This window comes from Streptomyces bambusae (genome assembly GCF_019400985.1).
In the GTDB taxonomy this organism is placed as follows: domain Bacteria; phylum Actinomycetota; class Actinomycetes; order Streptomycetales; family Streptomycetaceae; genus Streptomyces; species Streptomyces bambusae_A.
Genome location: NZ_WTFF01000153.1, coordinates 1 through 17,556, shown reverse-complemented (window position 1 = coordinate 17,556; position 17,556 = coordinate 1). Strand labels below are relative to the sequence as shown.

Here is a 17,556-nt window from a genome sequence, read left to right as displayed (position 1 = left end):
GGCCTGAGTGGGTCCAAGTCCGAGCGGGGTAGAGTGCGGCCCCGGCCGGGCCGCGGCCGCGCCGGTGCGGGGGCCGTCCGGCGCAGGGCGGGGGCCGACCGTGACGCAACCGACGACCGGCAGGAGGGCGGCGAGGAGCAGGGCGGGCAGGGCTTGGCGGGGGAGCACCGCCCCAGCCTGGCCTACGCACCGGCCGCCGGGGCGCGGCCCTCACCCTGACGGGTGAGGTGAGATCCGGCCAGGCTCGGTCACCGCCAGGAGGTGGTCGCCGATGTGCCGCACCGCCCGGGACCGGGGGCCTTCCACGGCGAGGACGGTCGTGAGCAGCTCGGCGCCGAGCGCGACGGCCTCGGTCCCCGGGATCGACCGCCACAGGCTGCACGCGCGGCGTACGGCGAGCGCGGTCTCCGGGTGCCCGGGGCCGGTGAGCTCGGCCCGCAGGCGTACGGCCTCCAAGTACCAGCGCACGGCGTCGGTGTGCCGGCCCGTCAGATGAGCCAGGTAGCCGCGGACCTCGCGGATGTCGGGCAGGGCGGGATGCCGTTCCCCGTGCGTACCGCTGACCTCGCTGTCCAGCGCCTCGGCCTGGGCCGCGGCCCGCACCTGGTCCCCGGCCTCCGCCGCGGCGGCGATCGCGGCCAGGCGGCCGTCGACACCGCGCGCCCCGTACGCCCAGAACCGGTCGGTGACGGTGCCCCACGGGAGATAGACGGGGTCGTACGGATGGACGGACACGGGCGGCTCCAGGGCGGCGGCGGATGGGCGGGTCGGCGGGTTGGGCGGGACAGCGGGGGTCTGGCGTGACAGCGGGTTCGGCGGGTTCTGCGGGTCTGCCGGTCCAGGAGTCGGCAAGTCCGCCGGTCCGCCGCTCCGCGGGTCGGCGGAGCGGCAGAGCGGCAGACCGGCAGACCCGCAGGGCAGGCTCATCGTGGCAGGGCAGGCCGCGCCGGCGCACCGAATGGCGTAACCCGCCCGCCGCCATAGCCGTTCACCCGACGGAAGGGCCGCGGGGAGCCCGGGTTGCCGGGTGCGGGGGAGAGGGGGAGCGGGCGGGTGCTGGATACGTCGGAGTCGGGCGCGCCCGTCCCCCTGCCGGCCGACGCCCGTCTCGTCGTCCCCGTCATGGCGGCGACCGGCGGCAGCGGCCGCTCCACCCTCGCCTGTCTGCTCGCCGCCGAACTGGCCGAGGCGGGTGGGACGGTGGTGCTGGACCTGGCCGTGCGCTCGCTCTCGCCCTGGCCCGCCTGGGCGCCGTCCGGCGGGGGCGGTCTGGCGGCGCTGCCCCCGCACCTGCCGCACTCCCGCGCGCAGATCCGTACGGCCGCGGCCCGGCGCGGACCCGTGGACGTCCTGACCGACGGGCGGGCGTGGCACGCGCCGCCGCTGTGCCTGCCGGTGGACCCCGCCGCCTGGTACCAGTTGGGAGCGGCCGGCGGCTGGCAACTGGTGGTGGCCGACACCGCGTACCCCGTGACGCACGACCTGCTCACCGCCCGCTGCGCCGCCGGCCGGGGACTGACCGGGGTGTGGTGCGAACTGCCCTTCGCGGTACCGGTGCTGTGCGCCGCCGCCACGGCGGAGGGGGTGCGCGCGCTCCAGCAGGCGGTGGCGGCCATGGCGGCGGCGGGCCTGCCCCTGCGCCGCACGGTGGCCGTGCTCGTGGCGGTGGACCGGGGCCGGGACCCCGCCGCCGTACGGTCCGCGGCCGACGCGCTCGCCGACCGGCTGTACGACGTCCAGGCCCTGCCGCACGATCCGCACATCCGGGCCCGCGGCCTGGCCGAGGTGATCCGGCCCCGGTCCCGGACCCGCAGGGCGGCGGCCCGGATCGCCGAAGCCGTCCTGGAGGCGGCCCGCGCCACCTGGGGCGAGGAGCTCCCCGCCGCGCCCCTCCCGGCCCCCGTGGCGGCCGGCTACCGCGGCGCGCCGCGCAGCGGTGGGCGATGGTGCTCGGGACAGGCGTCCGGACGGGACTCCGGGGAGGACCCCGCGGTGGCCTCGGGGCGGGACCGCGGATAGGCCTCCGGGAACACGTCGCTGCGGAACTCCGCCAGGGGCGCGACCGCATGGGTCCGCGCCACCGCCGGAAGCGCCACGCAGCTGGTCGCCAGCAGGGTCACCACCACCATGCCGGCCCAGGTGAGTCCGTATCCCTTGGTCATGCGGGTCCTTGAGAATGTGAGGCGGTCCGGGAGGACCGGGGCGTGTCTGACGGACGGAACGATGACGACGGCATGACGGGGTGGCACCAGCAGGGCGTCACCCTGGGTGCACACGAGAGCCGTCGTGAATACGCAGCGTTATATCAGGAGTTCGGGCCTTGCCGAATCCGCGCCGAATCCCTGCCGGTCCCTGGCGGTCCCTGTCGATCCCGGCCGTCGGACCGCGGGTCGGCCCGGGAGGCCCTCGGCGACCTCGCGGAGCGGAGCCATGACCCCGCGGTGATGCCCCGCGGTGATGCCCCGCGGTGATGCGTGAACCTGCTCGGAATCGGGCAGATCTGAGCAGGTTCCTTCAAGCGGAGCCGGCAGCGCGCTACCGTGTCAGCTGTTTGCCAGGTGCATGCCAATCTCCGCGTGAGGAGCTGCCCATGACACTGATACGCGGCCTACGCCTCCCCCGACTCCCGGCGATCCGCATCCCCCGCTCACCCCAACTCCCGGCGCCCCGCCGCCGCGACCGCCGCCGCGACCGCCACCACCCGCCCGCCCGACGCACCCTGGCCGCCACCCTGGCCGGGGCCCTCACCGCCCTCGGCCTGGCCGCCGCCGGCGCGCTCGGCCCGGCCGTCCTGCCGGCGGCCGCCGCCCCCGTCACCACCGCCGGTTCGGTCACCGGGATCAGCCGCAGCGGCGGCACGTACACCCTCACCACCACGACGACCGCCAAGGTACGGGTGGTCGTGGCGCGCGCCGACATCTTCCGCATCTGGCTCTCGCCCGACGGCTCGTTCACCGACGACCCGGCCGGCCGCGACCTCGCCGTCACCACGGGCTTCGGCCCCGTCGTCACCGGTCTCTCCGACGCGGGCTCCCACTACCGGATCACCACGCCCGCGCTGTCCATCCACGTGGAGAAGTCACCCCTGCGCTTCTCCGTCTACCGCGCCGACGACACCACCCTCGTCTGGCAGGAGAGCCGGCCCACGTCCTGGTCGGGCGGCAGGACCACCCAGTACCTCGCGCAGGGCGCCGACGAGCAGTTCTACGGCACCGGACTGCGCCTGGGGGAGTGGGCGCTACGCGGCAGGACGGTCCCCGTCGCCGTGGACAACAAGTGGCGCGAGAACAACAACGCCAGCCCCGCCCCGTTCTACATGTCCACCAACGGCTACGGCGTGATGCGCAACACCTGGTCACCCGGCTCGTACAGCTTCACCGCCCCCGGTGCCTTCACCCACGACGAGAGCCGGTTCGACGCCTGGTACTTCACCGGGGACTCCCTCAAGGGCGTCCTCGACGCGTACACCGACGTCAGCGGCAAGCCGTTCATGGCACCCCTGTGGGGCTTCGAACTCGGCAACGCCGACTGCTTCAACGCCTCCAACCCCGACTACCAGGGCGACCACGACCGGGCCCGCCACCAGACCACCCCGGACGTCGTCGGGTACGCCGCCGACGCACGCGCCGCGGACATGCCGTCGGGCTGGTTCCTGCCCAACGACGGCTACGGCTGCGGCTACACCCAGCCCCTGAAGAGCACCGTCGACGCGCTCAGGGCCGAGGGCTTCCAGACCGGCCTGTGGACCTCCACCGGTCTCGGCGCCATCGCCGACGAGGTCGGTACGGCCGGCTCCCGCGGGGTCAAGACCGACGTGGCCTGGATCGGCAGCGGCTACAAGTACGCCTTCGACGGCGTGCAGCAGGCCGTGGACGGCATCGAGAAGAACTCCGACGCCCGCCGTTTCGTGTGGACCGTCGACGGCTGGGCCGGCACCCAGCGCAACGCCGTCGTCTGGACCGGCGACACCTACGGCACCTGGGACGACATGCGCTGGCACGTGCCCGCGATCGCCGGGGCCGGGCTGTCCGGCCTCAACTACGCCTCCGGCGACATCGACGGCATCTTCGGCGGCAGCCCGAGGACCTACGTCCGCGACCTCCAGTGGAAGGCCTTCACCCCCGCCTTCATGACCATGTCCGGCTGGGGCGCGACCAACCCCTCGGCCGGCTACCAGGACAAGCAGCCCTGGCGGTTCGCCGAGCCCTACCTCTCCATCAACCGCAAGTACCTCAAGCTGAAGATGCGCCTGACGCCGTACCTGTACACGATGAGCCGCACCGCCCACGAGACCGGCGTGCCCAGCACCCGCGCCATGGTCCTGGAGTACCCCGACGACCCGGTGGCCCGCGGCAACCTCACCAGCGGACAGTTCCTCGCGGGCGACTCCCTGCTCGTCGCGCCCGTCGTCTCCGACACCACCGTCCGCGACGGCATCTACCTGCCCGCCGGCACCTGGACCGACTACTGGACCGGCACCACGTACGCCGGACCGGGCTGGCTGAACGGCTACTCCGCGCCCCTCGACACCCTGCCCCTCTTCGTCAAGGGCGGCGCGATCGTGCCGATGTGGCCGCAGATGAACCACGCGGGCGAGAAGCCGGTCGACCGGCTCACCTACGACATCCACCCGCGCGGCACGTCCTCCTTCACCCTCTACGAGGACGACGGCCTGACCCGTGCCCACCTCGGCGGCGCGTACGCCCGCCAGCGCGTGGACGTCACGGCCCCCGCCTCCGGAACCGGCGACGTCACGGTCTCCGTGGGAGCGTCCCAGGGCGACTACGCCGGCAAGCCGGCCTCGCGCGCCCACGAGCTCAGCCTCCACGTCGCCGCGGCCCCCGCCCAGGTCACCGCCGGCGGGAGCGCCCTGCCCCGGCTGGCCTCCAAGGGGGCCTACGACGACGCGGCCACCGGCTGGTACTTCGACCCGGCCGACCGCTCCGGCGTCCTGTGGGTCAAGACGGCCGCCACGTCCGGCGCGTTCACCGTGACCGCCGCCGGTACCACGGTCCCGGCCGCCGGCCCGCTCCCCTCCTCCGCCCCGGTCCCGCAGACCGGCTGGACGCTCGCGCACGCCGACAGCGAGGAGACCGCTGCCGAGGACGGCCGCGCCGCCAACGCCTTCGACGGCAATCCCGCCACCCACTGGCACACCGCCTGGTCCTCGGGCACCCCGGCCGCACTGCCGCACGAGATCCAGATCGACCTCGGAGCCCGCTGGACCGTCGACGGCGTCGGCTACCTGCCCCGGCAGGACGGCGGGGTCAACGGCCGGGTCGGCCGGTACGAGGTCTACGTCTCCGACACCACCGCCTCCTGGGGCAGCCCCGTCGCCACCGGCACCCTCGCGGACACCTCCGCGGCAGCCCGGATCCCGCTGGCCGCCAAGACCGGCCGCTACCTCCGGCTGAAGGCGCTCACCGAGGCCGGCGGCCGCGGCCCGTGGACCAGCGCGTCGGAGATCACCGCGACCGGCCGGGCCGCCCCCCTGCCCACCGACACCACCCTGGTCAACGCCGCCGCCGGCACCTGCGTGGACCTGCCCCACAGTTCCACCACCCCCGGCACCGAACCTGCCCTGTACGCCTGCCACGGCGGCCCCAACCAGCGCTGGACCCTGCACCCCGACGGCCGGCTCACCGGCCTCGGCGGCATGTGCCTGGACGCGGCGGGCACCGGCGCATCCCGCATCACCGTGCAGACCTGCGCCGGCACCACGGGGCAGACCTGGCAGCTCGGCCCGCAGAGCACCCTGCGCAGCGGCGGCCTGTGCCTGGGCGCGAACGGCTCCCGGCTGACCCGTACGGCGTGCGACGGGGCAGCGTCCCAGCGCTGGGGCTTCGGCTCCTGACCGCTCAGTGAGGCAGCCTGCCACGGCGGTTCCGGTGGTGTTCCAGGAGCCGCCACAGCAGCTCCACCGGGGTGCGGGCCGGCGGGTTGCGGCCGTCGTCCGGCGCCCCGCCGCGGGTGAGGGGGGCGACCGGCATCAGATAGCGCGAACCGTCCGTCTCCAGCACGCACAGCGCGGACCCGTCCGGGCCCTCGGGCCACTCGACGTACACGGAGAACGGCCGTGGCGGCTCGCCGGGGAACTCGCCCCGCAGCACCAGCGGCGCGGCGCGGCGACTGCGCCGGGCGGCGACGACCTTGCCGTCGACGAGCATCTCGACGGCCTGGGTCGGCCGCCCGCACAGCACACTGACGGAATGGCCGTTCTGGTCCACGTGGAATCGGCGCCGGTCAGGCATGCGTGCTCCGGGAACGTCGTGCGTACCGCTGCTTTCGGCTTGCTTCGGCTTCCTTCGGCTTCCTTCAGCGTACGCCGCTGTCCGCGCCGGATCGTCCGATGGTCGGACCCGGCCGCCGGATGATCAATTCTGGTCGAAGACGGTAGTTGTCGCCCTCTCCCGTGTACGCGATCAGTAGCGTCGATGCGACGGGTCCGACGCACGTGATGACGATGAGGAGTTGGCAGATGGCGAACGTGGAGACGTCGTTGAAGGAGGCGATGGCCATCGGTGGCAGCCTCGGTGCGGCCCTGGTGGACTACGGCAGCGGCATGGCCCTCGGCACGCTCGGCGGCGGCAAGGACCTGGACATGTCGGTCGCGGCGGCGGGCAACACCGACGTGATCCGCGCGAAGGTCCGCACGATGGAGATGCTGGGCATCGCCGACGAGATCGAGGACATCCTGATCACCCTCGGCAGCCAGTACCACCTCGTGCGGCTCCTGAAGTCCCGCGGGGGAGCCGGGCTGTTCCTCTACGTCGTGCTCGACAAGGCCAACTCCAACCTGGCCATGGCGCGGCACCAGCTCCGGCGCATCGAGTCCGAGCTGGAGATGTAGCCGCACGCGCCTTTCCATGCCCATGAGTTGCAAATTTCTGCAACTCGGAAACTCGGCAGGTGTGAGGGAGGCGGGGCCCGGAGGGACCCGGGGCCCGGGGATCGTTCGAGTACCCCGGATCGAGGTCGCGCGGGGCCGGCCCCGGCCGGGCAATCGGCTTGCCGGAGGCGGCCCGGCGCGATCATGATGGCGCCATGCCAGCCTTCACCGCCCCCGACGGCACCCGGCTCGCCTACCACCTGGTGGGCCGGGGTGAGCCGTTGATCTGCCTGCCCGGCGGCCCCATGCGCGCCTCCGCCTACCTCGGCGACCTCGGCGGCCTGTCCCGGCACCGCCAACTGGTCCTGCTCGACCTGCGCGGCACCGGCGACTCCGCCGCCCCCGCCGACCCGGCCACGTACCGGTGCGACCGGCAGACGGGCGACGTCGAAGCCCTGCGCACCCACCTCGGGCTCGACCGGATCGACGTCCTCGCGCACTCGGCCGGCGGGGACCTGGCCCTGCTCCACGCGGCCCGCCACCCGGACCGCGTGCGCACGCTCAGCCTGGTCACCGCCCGGAGCCGGGCCCTCGGCGTCGACTGGACCGTGGAACAGCGCCGGGAAGCCGCCGAGCTGCGGGCCGACGAGCCGTGGTTCCCCGAAGCCCGCCCGGCCTTCGACCGCCTCTGGGACGGCACCGCCACCGATGCGGACTTCGACGCCGCCACGCCCTTCTTCTACGGGCGCTGGGACGCCGCCGCCCAGGCGCACGCCGCGGCCGAGGCCGGGCAGTGCAACGATGCCGCAGCCGCCGCGTACGCCGCCCCCGCCGCCTTCGACCCGGCCGCGGCCCGTACCGCCCTGGCCGGCTGGGACGGCGATGCCCTCGTCCTGGCGGGCGCCCTGGACGGCGGCCCGCTGCCCCGCGTCGCCGCCTCCACCGTGGAGCACCTCCCGCGCGCCGAGCTGGTCGTCCAGCCCGACGCCGGCCACTTCCCCTGGATCGACGACCCCCGCTTCTTCACGGACACCCTCGCGGCGTTCCTGGCCCGGCCCCGCCCGTAGACTGGCCGGGACGGGCGACGGGCTTCGGGCAGGGAGTGGTGATGGCGGAGGACCGCGAGGCGGGAGCCTCGGCGAAAATCGAGAAGTGGAAGGAGAACGGCGTCGCGCTGCGCGCCTTCTTCTACATCTTCGGCACGCACGTGTTCGCCGGGTTCGTCTACCTGCTGTTCTATCTCGGCGAGCACGCCCAGAAATAACCGCCACCGGTCGTCGGTGCCGTCGGTGGTCGTGAGGGCCGTCGCGGCCGCGCCGTCCCGTCAGGGGATGTCCGTGTCCGACGCCTCCAGTTCGTACACGTGCGGCTCACCGCCGACCCAGTCGACGAGCGGGGAATCGCCGAGTACCAGCTCGTCGGGATCCGGTACCTCCGCGCGCCGCAGGAACTCGATCACGTCCCGGTCCGAGCGGGCCAGCCCGAGGATGTCCTCGCGGCCCGCGACCAGCAGCGTCACCCGGCGGCCGCCCGAGGGCGAGATCCGGTGTACGACGATCGGCGCGTGGTGCATGCCTCCACCCTCCTGCCCCGCGCCCGCGGCCGCATCCGCTCCGACCCGACCGGTCGATCCCCACGGTTCCGCCCGAAAACCGGCGGAACAATTCTTGAATGGTCCCGGAATCAATTCCGGGTGAATCCGGCGTGAATACGATACGCTGCCGGAATTTCCCTCGCATTCGGGTGGAATGCTTCTCGAATTGCGTGGACGGTCTGATATCAGCCGCGCCGTGGATGAATAGAAGCCAATTCGAGGTCCGCTGCAGAACAGCTCAGGAAACGCCCCGTACGCTGTTTCTCGCGACGGGTCCGTGAATGCGGTTCCCGTGGTTCCCGTTCCCGTCCCCGTCGCATCGCATCGCATTCATCGCATCCATCGCATCGTCAGGAGGCGTACATGAACAACATCACCGACAGCGTGACGTTCGACGAGAACGACCTCGACCTCGGCGAACTGACCGTGACCTCGATGCGCGACACCGTCGCGCTCCCGGAGACCGGGGCCTCCAACTCGGGCAGCTCCTGCTCCTGCGGCTCCTCGTCCTGCGCCACCCCGCACCCCTACCCCATCCCGGTGTAGCGGGCCGGTACCCGCACGTCGGACCGCCCTCCCTCCCCTTCCACGGCCACGGCCGGGGGAGGGGAGGGCCCCTTCGACCGCAGCGAGGGACCACGCCATGCCGTACTCCGCAGCGCCCGCCGCCGCCCGCGCCCACCCCGGCTCCGCGTCCGCGCCGTACCGCGTGCGCAGCGCCCCGTACGCCCTCGCCCGGGCGACGGTCCTGCGCCATCCCGCGCAGAGCCCGCCGGGCGCGGAGTTCCGCACCACTCTGGCCGAACTGACCGAGCTGGAGCGTGCGGAGGCGCAGCTGCTGCCCGGCCTGTGCGACGCGCTGCACGCCGCCCGGGACGACCATCCGCGCGCCTTCCACCACGGCGTCGTCCTGCCCCTGCGCCGCGCCCTGCACAACGGGCGTCCCCCGCGCCCCGCCCTGCTGGAACGGCTCGGCGACCTGCCCCGCAGGATTCCCGCGCTCGCCGCCTGGCTGGCCCTGCGGGAGCGCCGGGCGCTCCTGCTGGCCGGCGCGGACCGCCTCACGGGACCCGCCCTCGTCGCGGAACGAGCCGCCTTGTCCCTGCTCTGCCGGGAGCCGGCGCTCGGCCGTGCCGTCGCCATGATCAGCGGCGACCTGCTGGACGCCGTGGCCCGCGCCGCTGCCGGGGCCGACGACCGGCGGGCCCGCAAGGAGGAGCCGGCCGTACTCCGCTACGCCCTGCGGGCCAGTACGAGGACGAGCCCGCTGTCCTGGTTCACCGCCGTGGGCTGGGGCCGCCTCCACGAGGGCCCGGCCCGGCCGGCCGGCTGGGGTGAGGCGGGCCTGCACGCGGTGCCGTTCACGTCCGTGGTCCACCCCAACCGGGCGCTCGTCGGCGCGCTGGCCGCCGCCCTGCTGGCGGACCCCGCCCGCCGCGCTGCCGCCCCCCACCGGATGACCAGCACCCCGAGCACCGGGAACGGCCGGGCCGTCTACAGCCGGGCCCGCCAGGTGTTCACCGGGGGCCGCCACCTCAGCACCGGGGAGGACGAGGTCGCCCTCCCGGCCACGGCCCCGCTACGGCTGCTGGACGAGCTCGGCGGCAGGCCGCACACGCTCGCCGAGCTGGCCGGCGTACTGAACGCGGCCCTGCGCACACCGGCCGGCCCCGGCGCGGTCGCGGCCTACCTCGACGGCCTCGCCGAGGCGGGCCTGCTGACCCCCGCGGACCCCGTCCACCCCCAGGACCCGGCCCCGCTCCCGGCCCTCTCCCACTGGCTGAACCCGCCGGGCACCGGGGCTGCCCGTTCCGGGGAGGCCGGCTCCGGGGAGGCCGGCTCCGCGACGGCCGGCGAGGCAGCCGGCCTTGCCGCGCGGATCGACCGGATCGACGCCGACACCCGCGCCTTCGGCGCCCTCCCCGCGCAGCGGCGGCCCGCTGCCCTCGCCGGACTCGCCGCCCGGTGGGGCGCGCTGCTCACCGAAGCCGGGCACCCTCTCCCCGAGCCCGTCGGCGCCCGCACGGACGTCCTGAGCGAGGACGTCGTGGCCGTCCGGCCGCTGGACCTCGGCGGGTTCCTCGACGCGGCCGACCACACGGCACTGGCCGAACTGACCGCGCTCGCCGAGGCCTTCGACCTCGGCCACGTCATGCGGCGGCTCGCCCGCGCCCGCTTCGTCGCCCGGTACGGCCCGGGCGGGGTCTGCCACAACCCCTGGGAGTTCGGGCCGGAGGCCGTCGAGGCCTGGGAGGAGGCCGGCCTGCTCACCGCCCAGGCCTCCTCCCAGGCCTCCGCGCCGCCCGGCAGCCCGCCCGCGGACCGGACCCTGGCCGAACTCACCGTCCTGCGCCGTACGCTCGCCGAGACCGTCCGCGCCGAGGCCCGCCGGGCGCCGGAAGCACCGGAGGCGGTCCTGCCCGCCGGCCTGCTGGCCGGCCTCGGCGACCGCCTGCCGCGCCGGCTGCGCGAACGGCCCGCGAGCTACGCCCACTTCGTCCAGCGGGCCGGCGACCTGCTCTGCGTCAACCACGTCTACGGCGGCTGGGGCCGATTCACCAGCCGCTTCCTCGGGGCCATGGCTCCCGAGGCCGCCCGGACCGTCTCCGCGGAGATCCGCCGCGGCCTCGGGCCGGGCGCGCGGGCCGCCGCCGTACGGCCCGTCGGCGGGTTCAACGCCAACCTCCACCCCCTCCTCGTCCCCGACGAGATCGGTCCCGACCGCCGCTGGACCTCCCTCGCCGAGGCCGACGTCGACCTCGTCCACGATCTGCCCAGTGATCAGCTCAGGCTCCGGCTGCGCGCCACCGGAGAGCTCCTCGACGTGCTGTACGGGGGCTTCCTCGCGCCCGTCATGCTGCCCGGCCGCCTCGCCCCGTACCTGTGCGACCACCCCGAGGGGGTCGTCGACCTCCACCCCCTGGTCCCGGCCCACACCCTCGACGTCCCGGGCGGCCGGGTCGTCCGTACGCCGCGGCTGCGCCACCGGCACCTCGTCCTGCACCGCCGACGCTGGTACCTGGACGCCGGAGCGGTCGCGCGACTGCGCGCCGCGCTGGAGGAGGGCCGGCCGGTGCCGGCCGCCGCCGTGACCCGCTGGCGGGCCCTGCTCGGCCTGCCCGACCAGGTGTTCCTGCGGCCCGCGCCGCCGAGTGCGGACCCGGGGAGGTTCGCGGAGGCGTTCGTGGCCGGACTGCGCCGGCCCAAACCGCAGTTCGTGGACCTGGGCAACGCCCTGCACCTGCGCAGCCTGCACAAGTGGCTCGCGCGGCACGCCGACGGGGCGGTGCTGGAGGAGGCGCTGCCCGCGCCGGGCGGCCGGGACCGCCCGTCCCAGACCGTCGAACTCGTCGTCGAGACCTACCGCGAGGGGAGCCCCGAGTGATCGCCCCGAAGCAACCCGCCCCGTCCGCCGAGGCCGCTCCGGTCCCGCAGGAGGACACCGGCACCGGCCACGCTCCCACCGGCCACGCTCCCACCGGCCACGTCCCCGCCGGTGACGGCCGGGCCGTCGACGCCCGGACCCGCGATGTCGTCGCGTACTACCACCAGCCCGTCAAGGGCCCTTTGCTGCGCGAGGCGTTGCTGCCGCTCGCCGACCGCTGCACGGCGGCCGGACTGACCGCGCACGTCGAACGCCACTGGTTGCACGGCCCACACCTGCGGCTGCGCATCCAGGGCCCGCCCGAGCCCGTCCCCCGCGCCGCCGCCGAGCCCGTCACGCGCGCCGCCGAGCACGCGGCCGAGGCCGTACGCGACTGGGTCCGCGCCCACCCCTCGACCGGCGGCCCCGACCCGGACGAGCTGCTCCGCGAGGCCGAACGGGCCGGCCGGGCCGAACTGATCGCCCCGCCCTACGGCCCGATCGTCGCGGACAACACCGTACGCGTGGAACCCGTGGACCTCGCTCCCCTGCGGGGCCTGATCGGCCCGGACCTCACCGCGCTCCGCACCGAGCTGCTGCACCGCGGACTCCCCGCCCTGCACGCCGGATCCGGCTTCCTCGGCGCGCGCGGCGACAGCGCGGCGGCCCGGGTGGAGTTCGCCGTGACCGTCCTGGCCCTGCACGCCTGCGCCCACCCCGAGGGCCTGCCCGGCGGCCACTACTCGTACGTCTCCCACCTGGAGGACTTCCTCCTGCACGACGACCCCGACGGCACGCTGCGCGCCGGCTTCGAGATCCGGCGGCGGCGCACGGCCGGCACGGTCACCGCCCTGGTGCGCCGGATCGCCGAAGGCCGCACGACCGGCTGGGAACAGGAGTGGGCCCGCTGGTCCGCGCAGGCCTGGCGGACGGCCGAGGAGCGGCTGCGGGCCGGCGCCGACCTCCACGGGCTCCCGCACGTCTACCGGGTCCGCGCCGCCGCCACCGGCGACCCCGACGCCGTCGTGCGCTGGAACCAGGACATCCGCACCCGCTACAGCGAGTTCCACCGGCTGCTGCGCCGGTCCGACCCGCAGGGGCGGATGTGGAGCCGCCCCGACTACCTCGTCTACCGTGCCTGCACCAACGCCCTCTACCAGCTCCTGATGATCTGTGACGTACGGTCGCTCGAACGCTACTTGGCCGCCCACCTGGTCGTCGGCGCGGTACCGGAGGTCACGGGCTGCGACTGGCGCCAGGTGGTCGAGGCAGCCGTCGCGGCGGTGGAGCGGCCCTCATGACCGCCGGGGCCGACTCGGCCGCAGTCGAGTCCGTGGAGGGGCTGGCCGGGTGGCGGCTGCGGCCCGGGACGGCGGTCACGCCGCTGGCCGACGGAGTCCATCTGCGGGGCCGCAGCTCTAACGTCACCCTCGAAGGGAGCCGCGCGCTCCCGGCCCTGTGGCAGCTGCTGGAAGCCGCACTGAGCTCCGGCGACCTCGCACCCATGTGTGAACGGGTGCCCGCAGGCTCGCCGGCCCGGCGCGCGCTCGACACCCTCGCGGCCCAGCTCCGCGCCCACGACCTCCTGGTACCCGAGCCGGCGCCGGCCCGCCCCGCTCCCGTCCGGACCGAGGTCGTGGCACGGGATCCGGACGCACCCCTGGCCCGCCGCGCGGCAGATGTCCTGGCCGACGCCGGCCACCCGCCCACGCGTACGGCCGAACCGGACCTGCCGCCGGGCCTGGTCCTCCTCCGGGCCGAAGCGGCGGACGTTCCCGGACCGCGCGCGGCGGCCGCGGCGACGGCCGTGGCCGTCATCGCGCACGGCGACACCGCACTGGTGACACCACCCGCCACCCCCGACCGGACCCGCACCGACGCGTCCCGCCTGGCCGCCGGCACCGGTTCCGACGTGCATGCCGCACCTGCCGAACGGGGCGCGGCCGATCCCGGTGCCGGTGCCGGTGCCGGCACCGGTTCCGGTTCCGGTTCCGGACCGGGAGAGCCCGGCGAGGTGCTGGTCCCGCTGGTGGCCGGGGCGGCTGTGCACCGGTTGCTGTGCGCGGCCGCCGGGCTGCCCGATCCGGCGACGGAGGGCGACGATCCGCGCCTGGTCGCGGGGCTCCCGGCGGTCCTGGTCGCCACGCAGGACCCGCCACGCGCCGAGTACCGGCCCTGGGCGGCGGGGGCGGACCAGGCCGACCCGTTGCCACCGCCCCACGACCTGACCGCCGCGCTGCGGCGGGCGGACGCCCTCACCGACGCCCGACTCGGGCTGCTCGACGCGCCGTTGCCCGGCGACCTGCCCCAACTTCCGGTGGCCCTCGCCTCCTGCGGGACCCCGGACGGGGTGCTCGTCGCGGGCGGCCTGCGTACGGACCTGGCCCGGCTCGACGCCCTGTGCCGGGCCGCCGAACTCGGCCTCGGCGACGGTCCGTTCGTGGTCGGTGCGGGCCCCGCCCACGCGGCCGGCCGCGCGCTGCGCCGCGCGGCCATGACGCTGCTCGGCGAGGACCCGCCGGGGGAGGAGCTCCCCCGCGAGGCATGGGCGGACCATCCGCAGGCGGCGCACTGGTGGCGGACCCTGACGGGGCCGCTCGGCGTACGGGCCGGACTGACGGTACGCCGTCCGGACCCGGCCCTGCCCGTCTTCCACGCGGTCGTGCAGGGCCGGGACGCGTCCGGCGCCCGGGTCACGGGGGAGGCGGCGGAGGCCACCGCCGGGTCGGCCGCGGCGTTCGCCGCGCTGGCAGCCGGCGTACGGACCACAGCCCGCGCCCGCGCCCACGCCACAGCCCGCGCCCACGCCACCGCCCGCGCACCGGGCCGGCCCGGGCCGGAACCGGCGGTGCCCGACGGTTCCTCCGCCGGGCTCGTGGCGGCAGAGGAACGCCTGGCCGGCTGGGAGGACGAGGGCCACGCCACGGCATGGTCGGCGGCTCTGGCAGCTACCGAGTCCGCCTTCCAACAGGCCCTCCAGCACCTGATCACCCACCCCCCGACCCCCGCACCCGGGCGGTCCTCCATTGCCGCGACGCGCAGGGCTGCGGCCCTGCCACGCGGGGCAGGCCCGTCGGCCGGTCCGGCGGGGTCGGGTCCTCCTGTCGCGGCCGCTGTCCTGGATGGGCCGGCTCCCATGGGCGCCGGCAACCCGTTGGCGCAGGCCCTGACCGCCTGTGGCTTCACCGTCCTCCGCATCCCGGGACCCACGTCATGACCCGGCACACTCCGCCGGCTCTGCCGACCCCGGGCGCCCGTGACCAGCGCCGGTCCGGCCGCGTGCCGCCCCCGACCCGAACCGACGGGGCCCGGGACGGCTCGCCGTCCGGGCGGCGGCGTGTCGTCGCCGCCCGGGACACCTCCGCCTCACCCCGCAGCGCCGTGGACGTGCTCCGGGACGAGTTGGCGGTGCACGGGACGGCCCTCCTCGATGCTGCGGCCGCCCTCGGCACCCCGGAGGCAGCCCGCGGCCCCGCGGTCGTGCTGCTCGACGACTGGACCCTCGGCCTCGCCGCCGAGCTGTCCCGGCACGCGCTCGCCCAGCGGGCGGCCCTCCTCCCGGTGCGCTGCGACGGCCGACTCCTCGTCGTGGGCCCGGTGCTCCGGTCCGGTGCCGCCGCCTGCCTGAGCTGTACGGAGTACCAGCGACTGGCCACCGCCGGCGGCCGGGTCCCCTGGCTCAGCCCGCGCATGCGCCTCGCCGGGAGGCTCTCGCCACGGTTCGCCGGCGCCCTCGCCGCCCTCGCCCGCCAACTCCTGACGTCCGATCGGGCAGTGCCCTCCGGCGACCTCCGCGGCGCCACCGTTCACCTCCTCCACCAGGGACGCGGCACCTGGTCCACGCACCGGGGCCGCCCCTTCGGCGGATGCGCGATCTGCCACCCCTTGCCGCCCGACGGCCCGGACCCGCATGCCGACACCGGCATCGGCACCGGGACCGACACGGGCATCGGCATCGGCACCGAGCCCGTCCCCCTGCCCGATCCCTTCCTCCTCCGGTCCCCGAACCCCCGGACCGGACTCCCGGCGCTCCGCGCCGCCCTGCACGACGAACGCTTCGGTCCGGTCCGCCGCCTCACCCGGTCCGAGGGCTCGGTCTTCGCCCTGACCACCGCCCTGGTCACCGACGGCCGGCTGCTCGACGACGGCGGGTACGGGCGCGGCGCGGACTTCGCCGCCAGCGGCCGCGTCGCCCTGTTCGAGGCCGTAGAGCGGTTCGCAGGCATGCGGCCGGCCGGCCGCCGTACCGTACTGCGCTCCTCCTTCGCCGCCCTCGGCCCCGACCGCGCCCTGGACCCGCGACGCCTCGGCCTGCCCGACTTCGCAGACCACGGACAGCCTCCGCCCGCCACCGTCCCCTACCACCCCGACCTCGAACTCGACTGGGTGCACGGCTGGTCGCTGACCCGCCGGCGCCCGCTCGCCGTCCCCGAGCACGTCGCGTACTGGGACGTCCCCGGCGACGGGCCCCGCGTGGTGTACGAGTCCTCCAACGGCTGCGGCCTCGGCAACAGCCCCCAGGAGGCCGCGCTCTACGGCCTGTTCGAGGTCGCCGAGCGTGACGCCTTCCTCATGGCCTGGTACGCCGCCACCCCGCTGCGCCGGGTCGCGGTGCCCGCCGACGACCCCGTGACGGCCCAACTGGCCGACCGGGCCGCCCTGGTGGGCTACGAGCTCCTGCTGCTCGACGCCACCAACGACCTCGGCATTCCCGCCGTCGTCGCCGTGTGCCGGTACCGCGGCAGCCGGCCCGACGCCCCCCGTGCCTTCCTCGCCGCGGGCGCCCATCACGATCCGCTGGCCGCCATCCGTTCGGCCGTCGCCGAGGTGGTGACCAACGTCCACGAGGCCCCGCACCGCGCCCTCGCCGCCGGCGGACCCCGGGACCCGCGCCGCCTGCGCCCGATGCTGGAGCGGCCCGACCTGGTGCGGTCCCTCGACGACCACGTCGGCCTGAACACCCTGCCCGAGGCCCAGCCCCGCCTGGAGTTCCTCTTCGCCCCCTCTCCCGCCGTCCCGTGGCAGGAGGCCTGGCCGGGCGCGCCGGCCCCGGTCACGGACCTGACCGCGCTGCTGACCTCGACCGTACGCCGCCTCGCGGGCCTCGGCCTCGAAGTCGTCGCCGTGCGCCAGGACGAGCACGGCGTCCGGGCCGGACTCGGCCTCCACTGCGCCAAGGTGATCGTCCCCGGCACGCTGCCGATGACGTTCGGGCACCTCAACCGCCGCACGCACGGCCTGCCCCGGCTGCTGGAGGTCCCCGCCCTGCTCGGCCGCACCGACCGAATCCCGCACCACGACGAACTCGCCCTGCACCCGCACCCGTTCCCCTGACCGGACCGACGAAGCCCAAGAACCGAACCGTAGGGCCGGCGAAGCCGACAAGGAGCCGAGATGACCCGGTGGCACAGCCTGCACGTGTACCTCCACAGCGGCACCGAGGAGACCGACCGCTTCCTGACCGAGGACGTGGCGCCGCTGCTCGACGGCGCCGTGGCCCGCGGCGAGGCGGCCGACTGGTTCTTCATCCGCTACGGCGAGGGCGGTCCGCACGTACGCGTCCGGGTACGCGATCCCGCCCCGGCCACGGCCGCGGCGCTGCCCGGAGCGCTGGCGCGTGCGGCCGCCGCCCGCCCCGCCCTCCCCGGGAGCGGCCCCTGGCCGTCGGAGCACGCCGAGGTACGCGACGTCCCGTACCTGCCGGAGACCGAGCGCTACGGCGGACCGCTCGCCCTGCCCGTCGCCGAGGAGGTGTTCGCCGCCTCGACC

15 protein-coding genes are annotated in these 17,556 nt (G+C 75.6%); 12 read left to right on the top strand and 3 right to left on the bottom strand.

What is annotated here, in order from left to right; genetic code table 11:
• The coding region (locus GPJ59_RS20995; protein ID WP_219668772.1) for a hypothetical protein at window positions 1-219 on the top strand (219 nt) is incomplete at its 5' end.
• Here the strand turns inward: GPJ59_RS20995 and GPJ59_RS20990 are convergent.
• Window positions 211-735 (bottom strand): tetratricopeptide repeat protein, encoded by a 525-nt coding sequence (locus GPJ59_RS20990; protein ID WP_219668771.1) that lies wholly within the window; start codon window positions 733-735, stop codon window positions 211-213. The two genes, GPJ59_RS20995 and GPJ59_RS20990, sit on opposite strands and share 9 nt — an antisense overlap.
• A gap of 318 nt (window positions 736-1,053) precedes the next feature.
• On the opposite strand from GPJ59_RS20990, the gene GPJ59_RS20985 reads away from it, so the two are divergent.
• Window positions 1,054-2,019: a hypothetical protein gene (locus tag GPJ59_RS20985; RefSeq protein WP_219668770.1), complete on the top strand. Its 966-nt coding sequence runs from the start codon at window positions 1,054-1,056 to the stop codon at window positions 2,017-2,019.
• A 571-nt stretch (window positions 2,020-2,590) separates the two neighbouring features.
• Complete coding sequence (locus GPJ59_RS20980; RefSeq protein WP_219668769.1) at window positions 2,591-5,854, top strand: TIM-barrel domain-containing protein; 3,264 nt, start codon at window positions 2,591-2,593, stop codon at window positions 5,852-5,854.
• A gap of 4 nt (window positions 5,855-5,858) precedes the next feature.
• Here GPJ59_RS20980 and GPJ59_RS20975 read toward each other — a convergent pair whose 3' ends face one another.
• Complete coding sequence (locus GPJ59_RS20975) at window positions 5,859-6,251, bottom strand: hypothetical protein (RefSeq protein WP_219668768.1); 393 nt, start codon at window positions 6,249-6,251, stop codon at window positions 5,859-5,861.
• A gap of 227 nt (window positions 6,252-6,478) precedes the next feature.
• On the opposite strand from GPJ59_RS20975, the gene GPJ59_RS20970 reads away from it, so the two are divergent.
• The 3 genes from GPJ59_RS20970 to GPJ59_RS20960 all read left to right on the top strand — a co-directional run bounded on the left by GPJ59_RS20970 (window position 6,479) and on the right by GPJ59_RS20960 (window position 8,093).
• The gene (locus GPJ59_RS20970; protein WP_219668767.1) at window positions 6,479-6,850 is read left to right on the top strand and encodes a hypothetical protein; all 372 of its coding nucleotides are present in this window, start codon (window positions 6,479-6,481) and stop codon (window positions 6,848-6,850) included.
• Window positions 6,851-7,044: 194 nt separating this feature from the next.
• Window positions 7,045-7,896 (top strand): alpha/beta fold hydrolase, encoded by an 852-nt coding sequence (locus GPJ59_RS20965; protein WP_219668766.1) that lies wholly within the window; start codon window positions 7,045-7,047, stop codon window positions 7,894-7,896.
• A 41-nt stretch (window positions 7,897-7,937) separates the two neighbouring features.
• On the top strand, window positions 7,938-8,093 hold the full coding sequence (locus GPJ59_RS20960; protein ID WP_219668765.1) for a DUF6126 family protein: 156 nt from the start codon (window positions 7,938-7,940) through the stop codon (window positions 8,091-8,093).
• Window positions 8,094-8,153: 60 nt separating this feature from the next.
• Here the strand turns inward: GPJ59_RS20960 and GPJ59_RS20955 are convergent, their stop codons facing one another.
• Window positions 8,154-8,402, bottom strand: a complete 249-nt coding sequence (locus GPJ59_RS20955; RefSeq protein WP_219668764.1) for a hypothetical protein — start codon at window positions 8,400-8,402, stop codon at window positions 8,154-8,156.
• A gap of 384 nt (window positions 8,403-8,786) precedes the next feature.
• Between GPJ59_RS20955 and GPJ59_RS20950 the strand changes: the two genes are divergently transcribed.
• The 6 genes from GPJ59_RS20950 to GPJ59_RS20925 form a co-directional block, all read left to right on the top strand.
• Window positions 8,787-8,969 (top strand): thiazolylpeptide-type bacteriocin, encoded by a 183-nt coding sequence (locus GPJ59_RS20950; RefSeq protein ID WP_219668763.1) that lies wholly within the window; start codon window positions 8,787-8,789, stop codon window positions 8,967-8,969.
• A 97-nt stretch (window positions 8,970-9,066) separates the two neighbouring features.
• Entirely contained in the window at window positions 9,067-11,808 is a 2,742-nt protein-coding gene (locus tag GPJ59_RS20945) for a lantibiotic dehydratase (protein WP_219668762.1), read from the top strand.
• A complete protein-coding gene (locus GPJ59_RS20940; RefSeq protein WP_219668761.1) occupies window positions 11,805-13,088 on the top strand; it encodes a lantibiotic dehydratase C-terminal domain-containing protein in 1,284 nt (427 codons plus the stop codon). Before GPJ59_RS20945 ends, GPJ59_RS20940 begins: the two co-directional genes overlap by 4 nt.
• Window positions 13,085-15,004: a hypothetical protein gene (locus GPJ59_RS20935; RefSeq protein ID WP_219668760.1), complete on the top strand. Its 1,920-nt coding sequence runs from the start codon at window positions 13,085-13,087 to the stop codon at window positions 15,002-15,004. The genes GPJ59_RS20940 and GPJ59_RS20935 overlap by 4 nt, the downstream gene beginning before the upstream one ends.
• Window positions 15,001-17,121 (top strand): TOMM precursor leader peptide-binding protein, encoded by a 2,121-nt coding sequence (locus GPJ59_RS20930; RefSeq protein WP_219668759.1) that lies wholly within the window; start codon window positions 15,001-15,003, stop codon window positions 17,119-17,121. Before GPJ59_RS20935 ends, GPJ59_RS20930 begins: the two co-directional genes overlap by 4 nt.
• Window positions 17,122-17,181: 60 nt before the next feature.
• On the top strand, window positions 17,182-17,556 hold a 375-nt coding region (locus GPJ59_RS20925), incomplete at its 3' end, for a thiopeptide-type bacteriocin biosynthesis protein (RefSeq protein ID WP_219668758.1).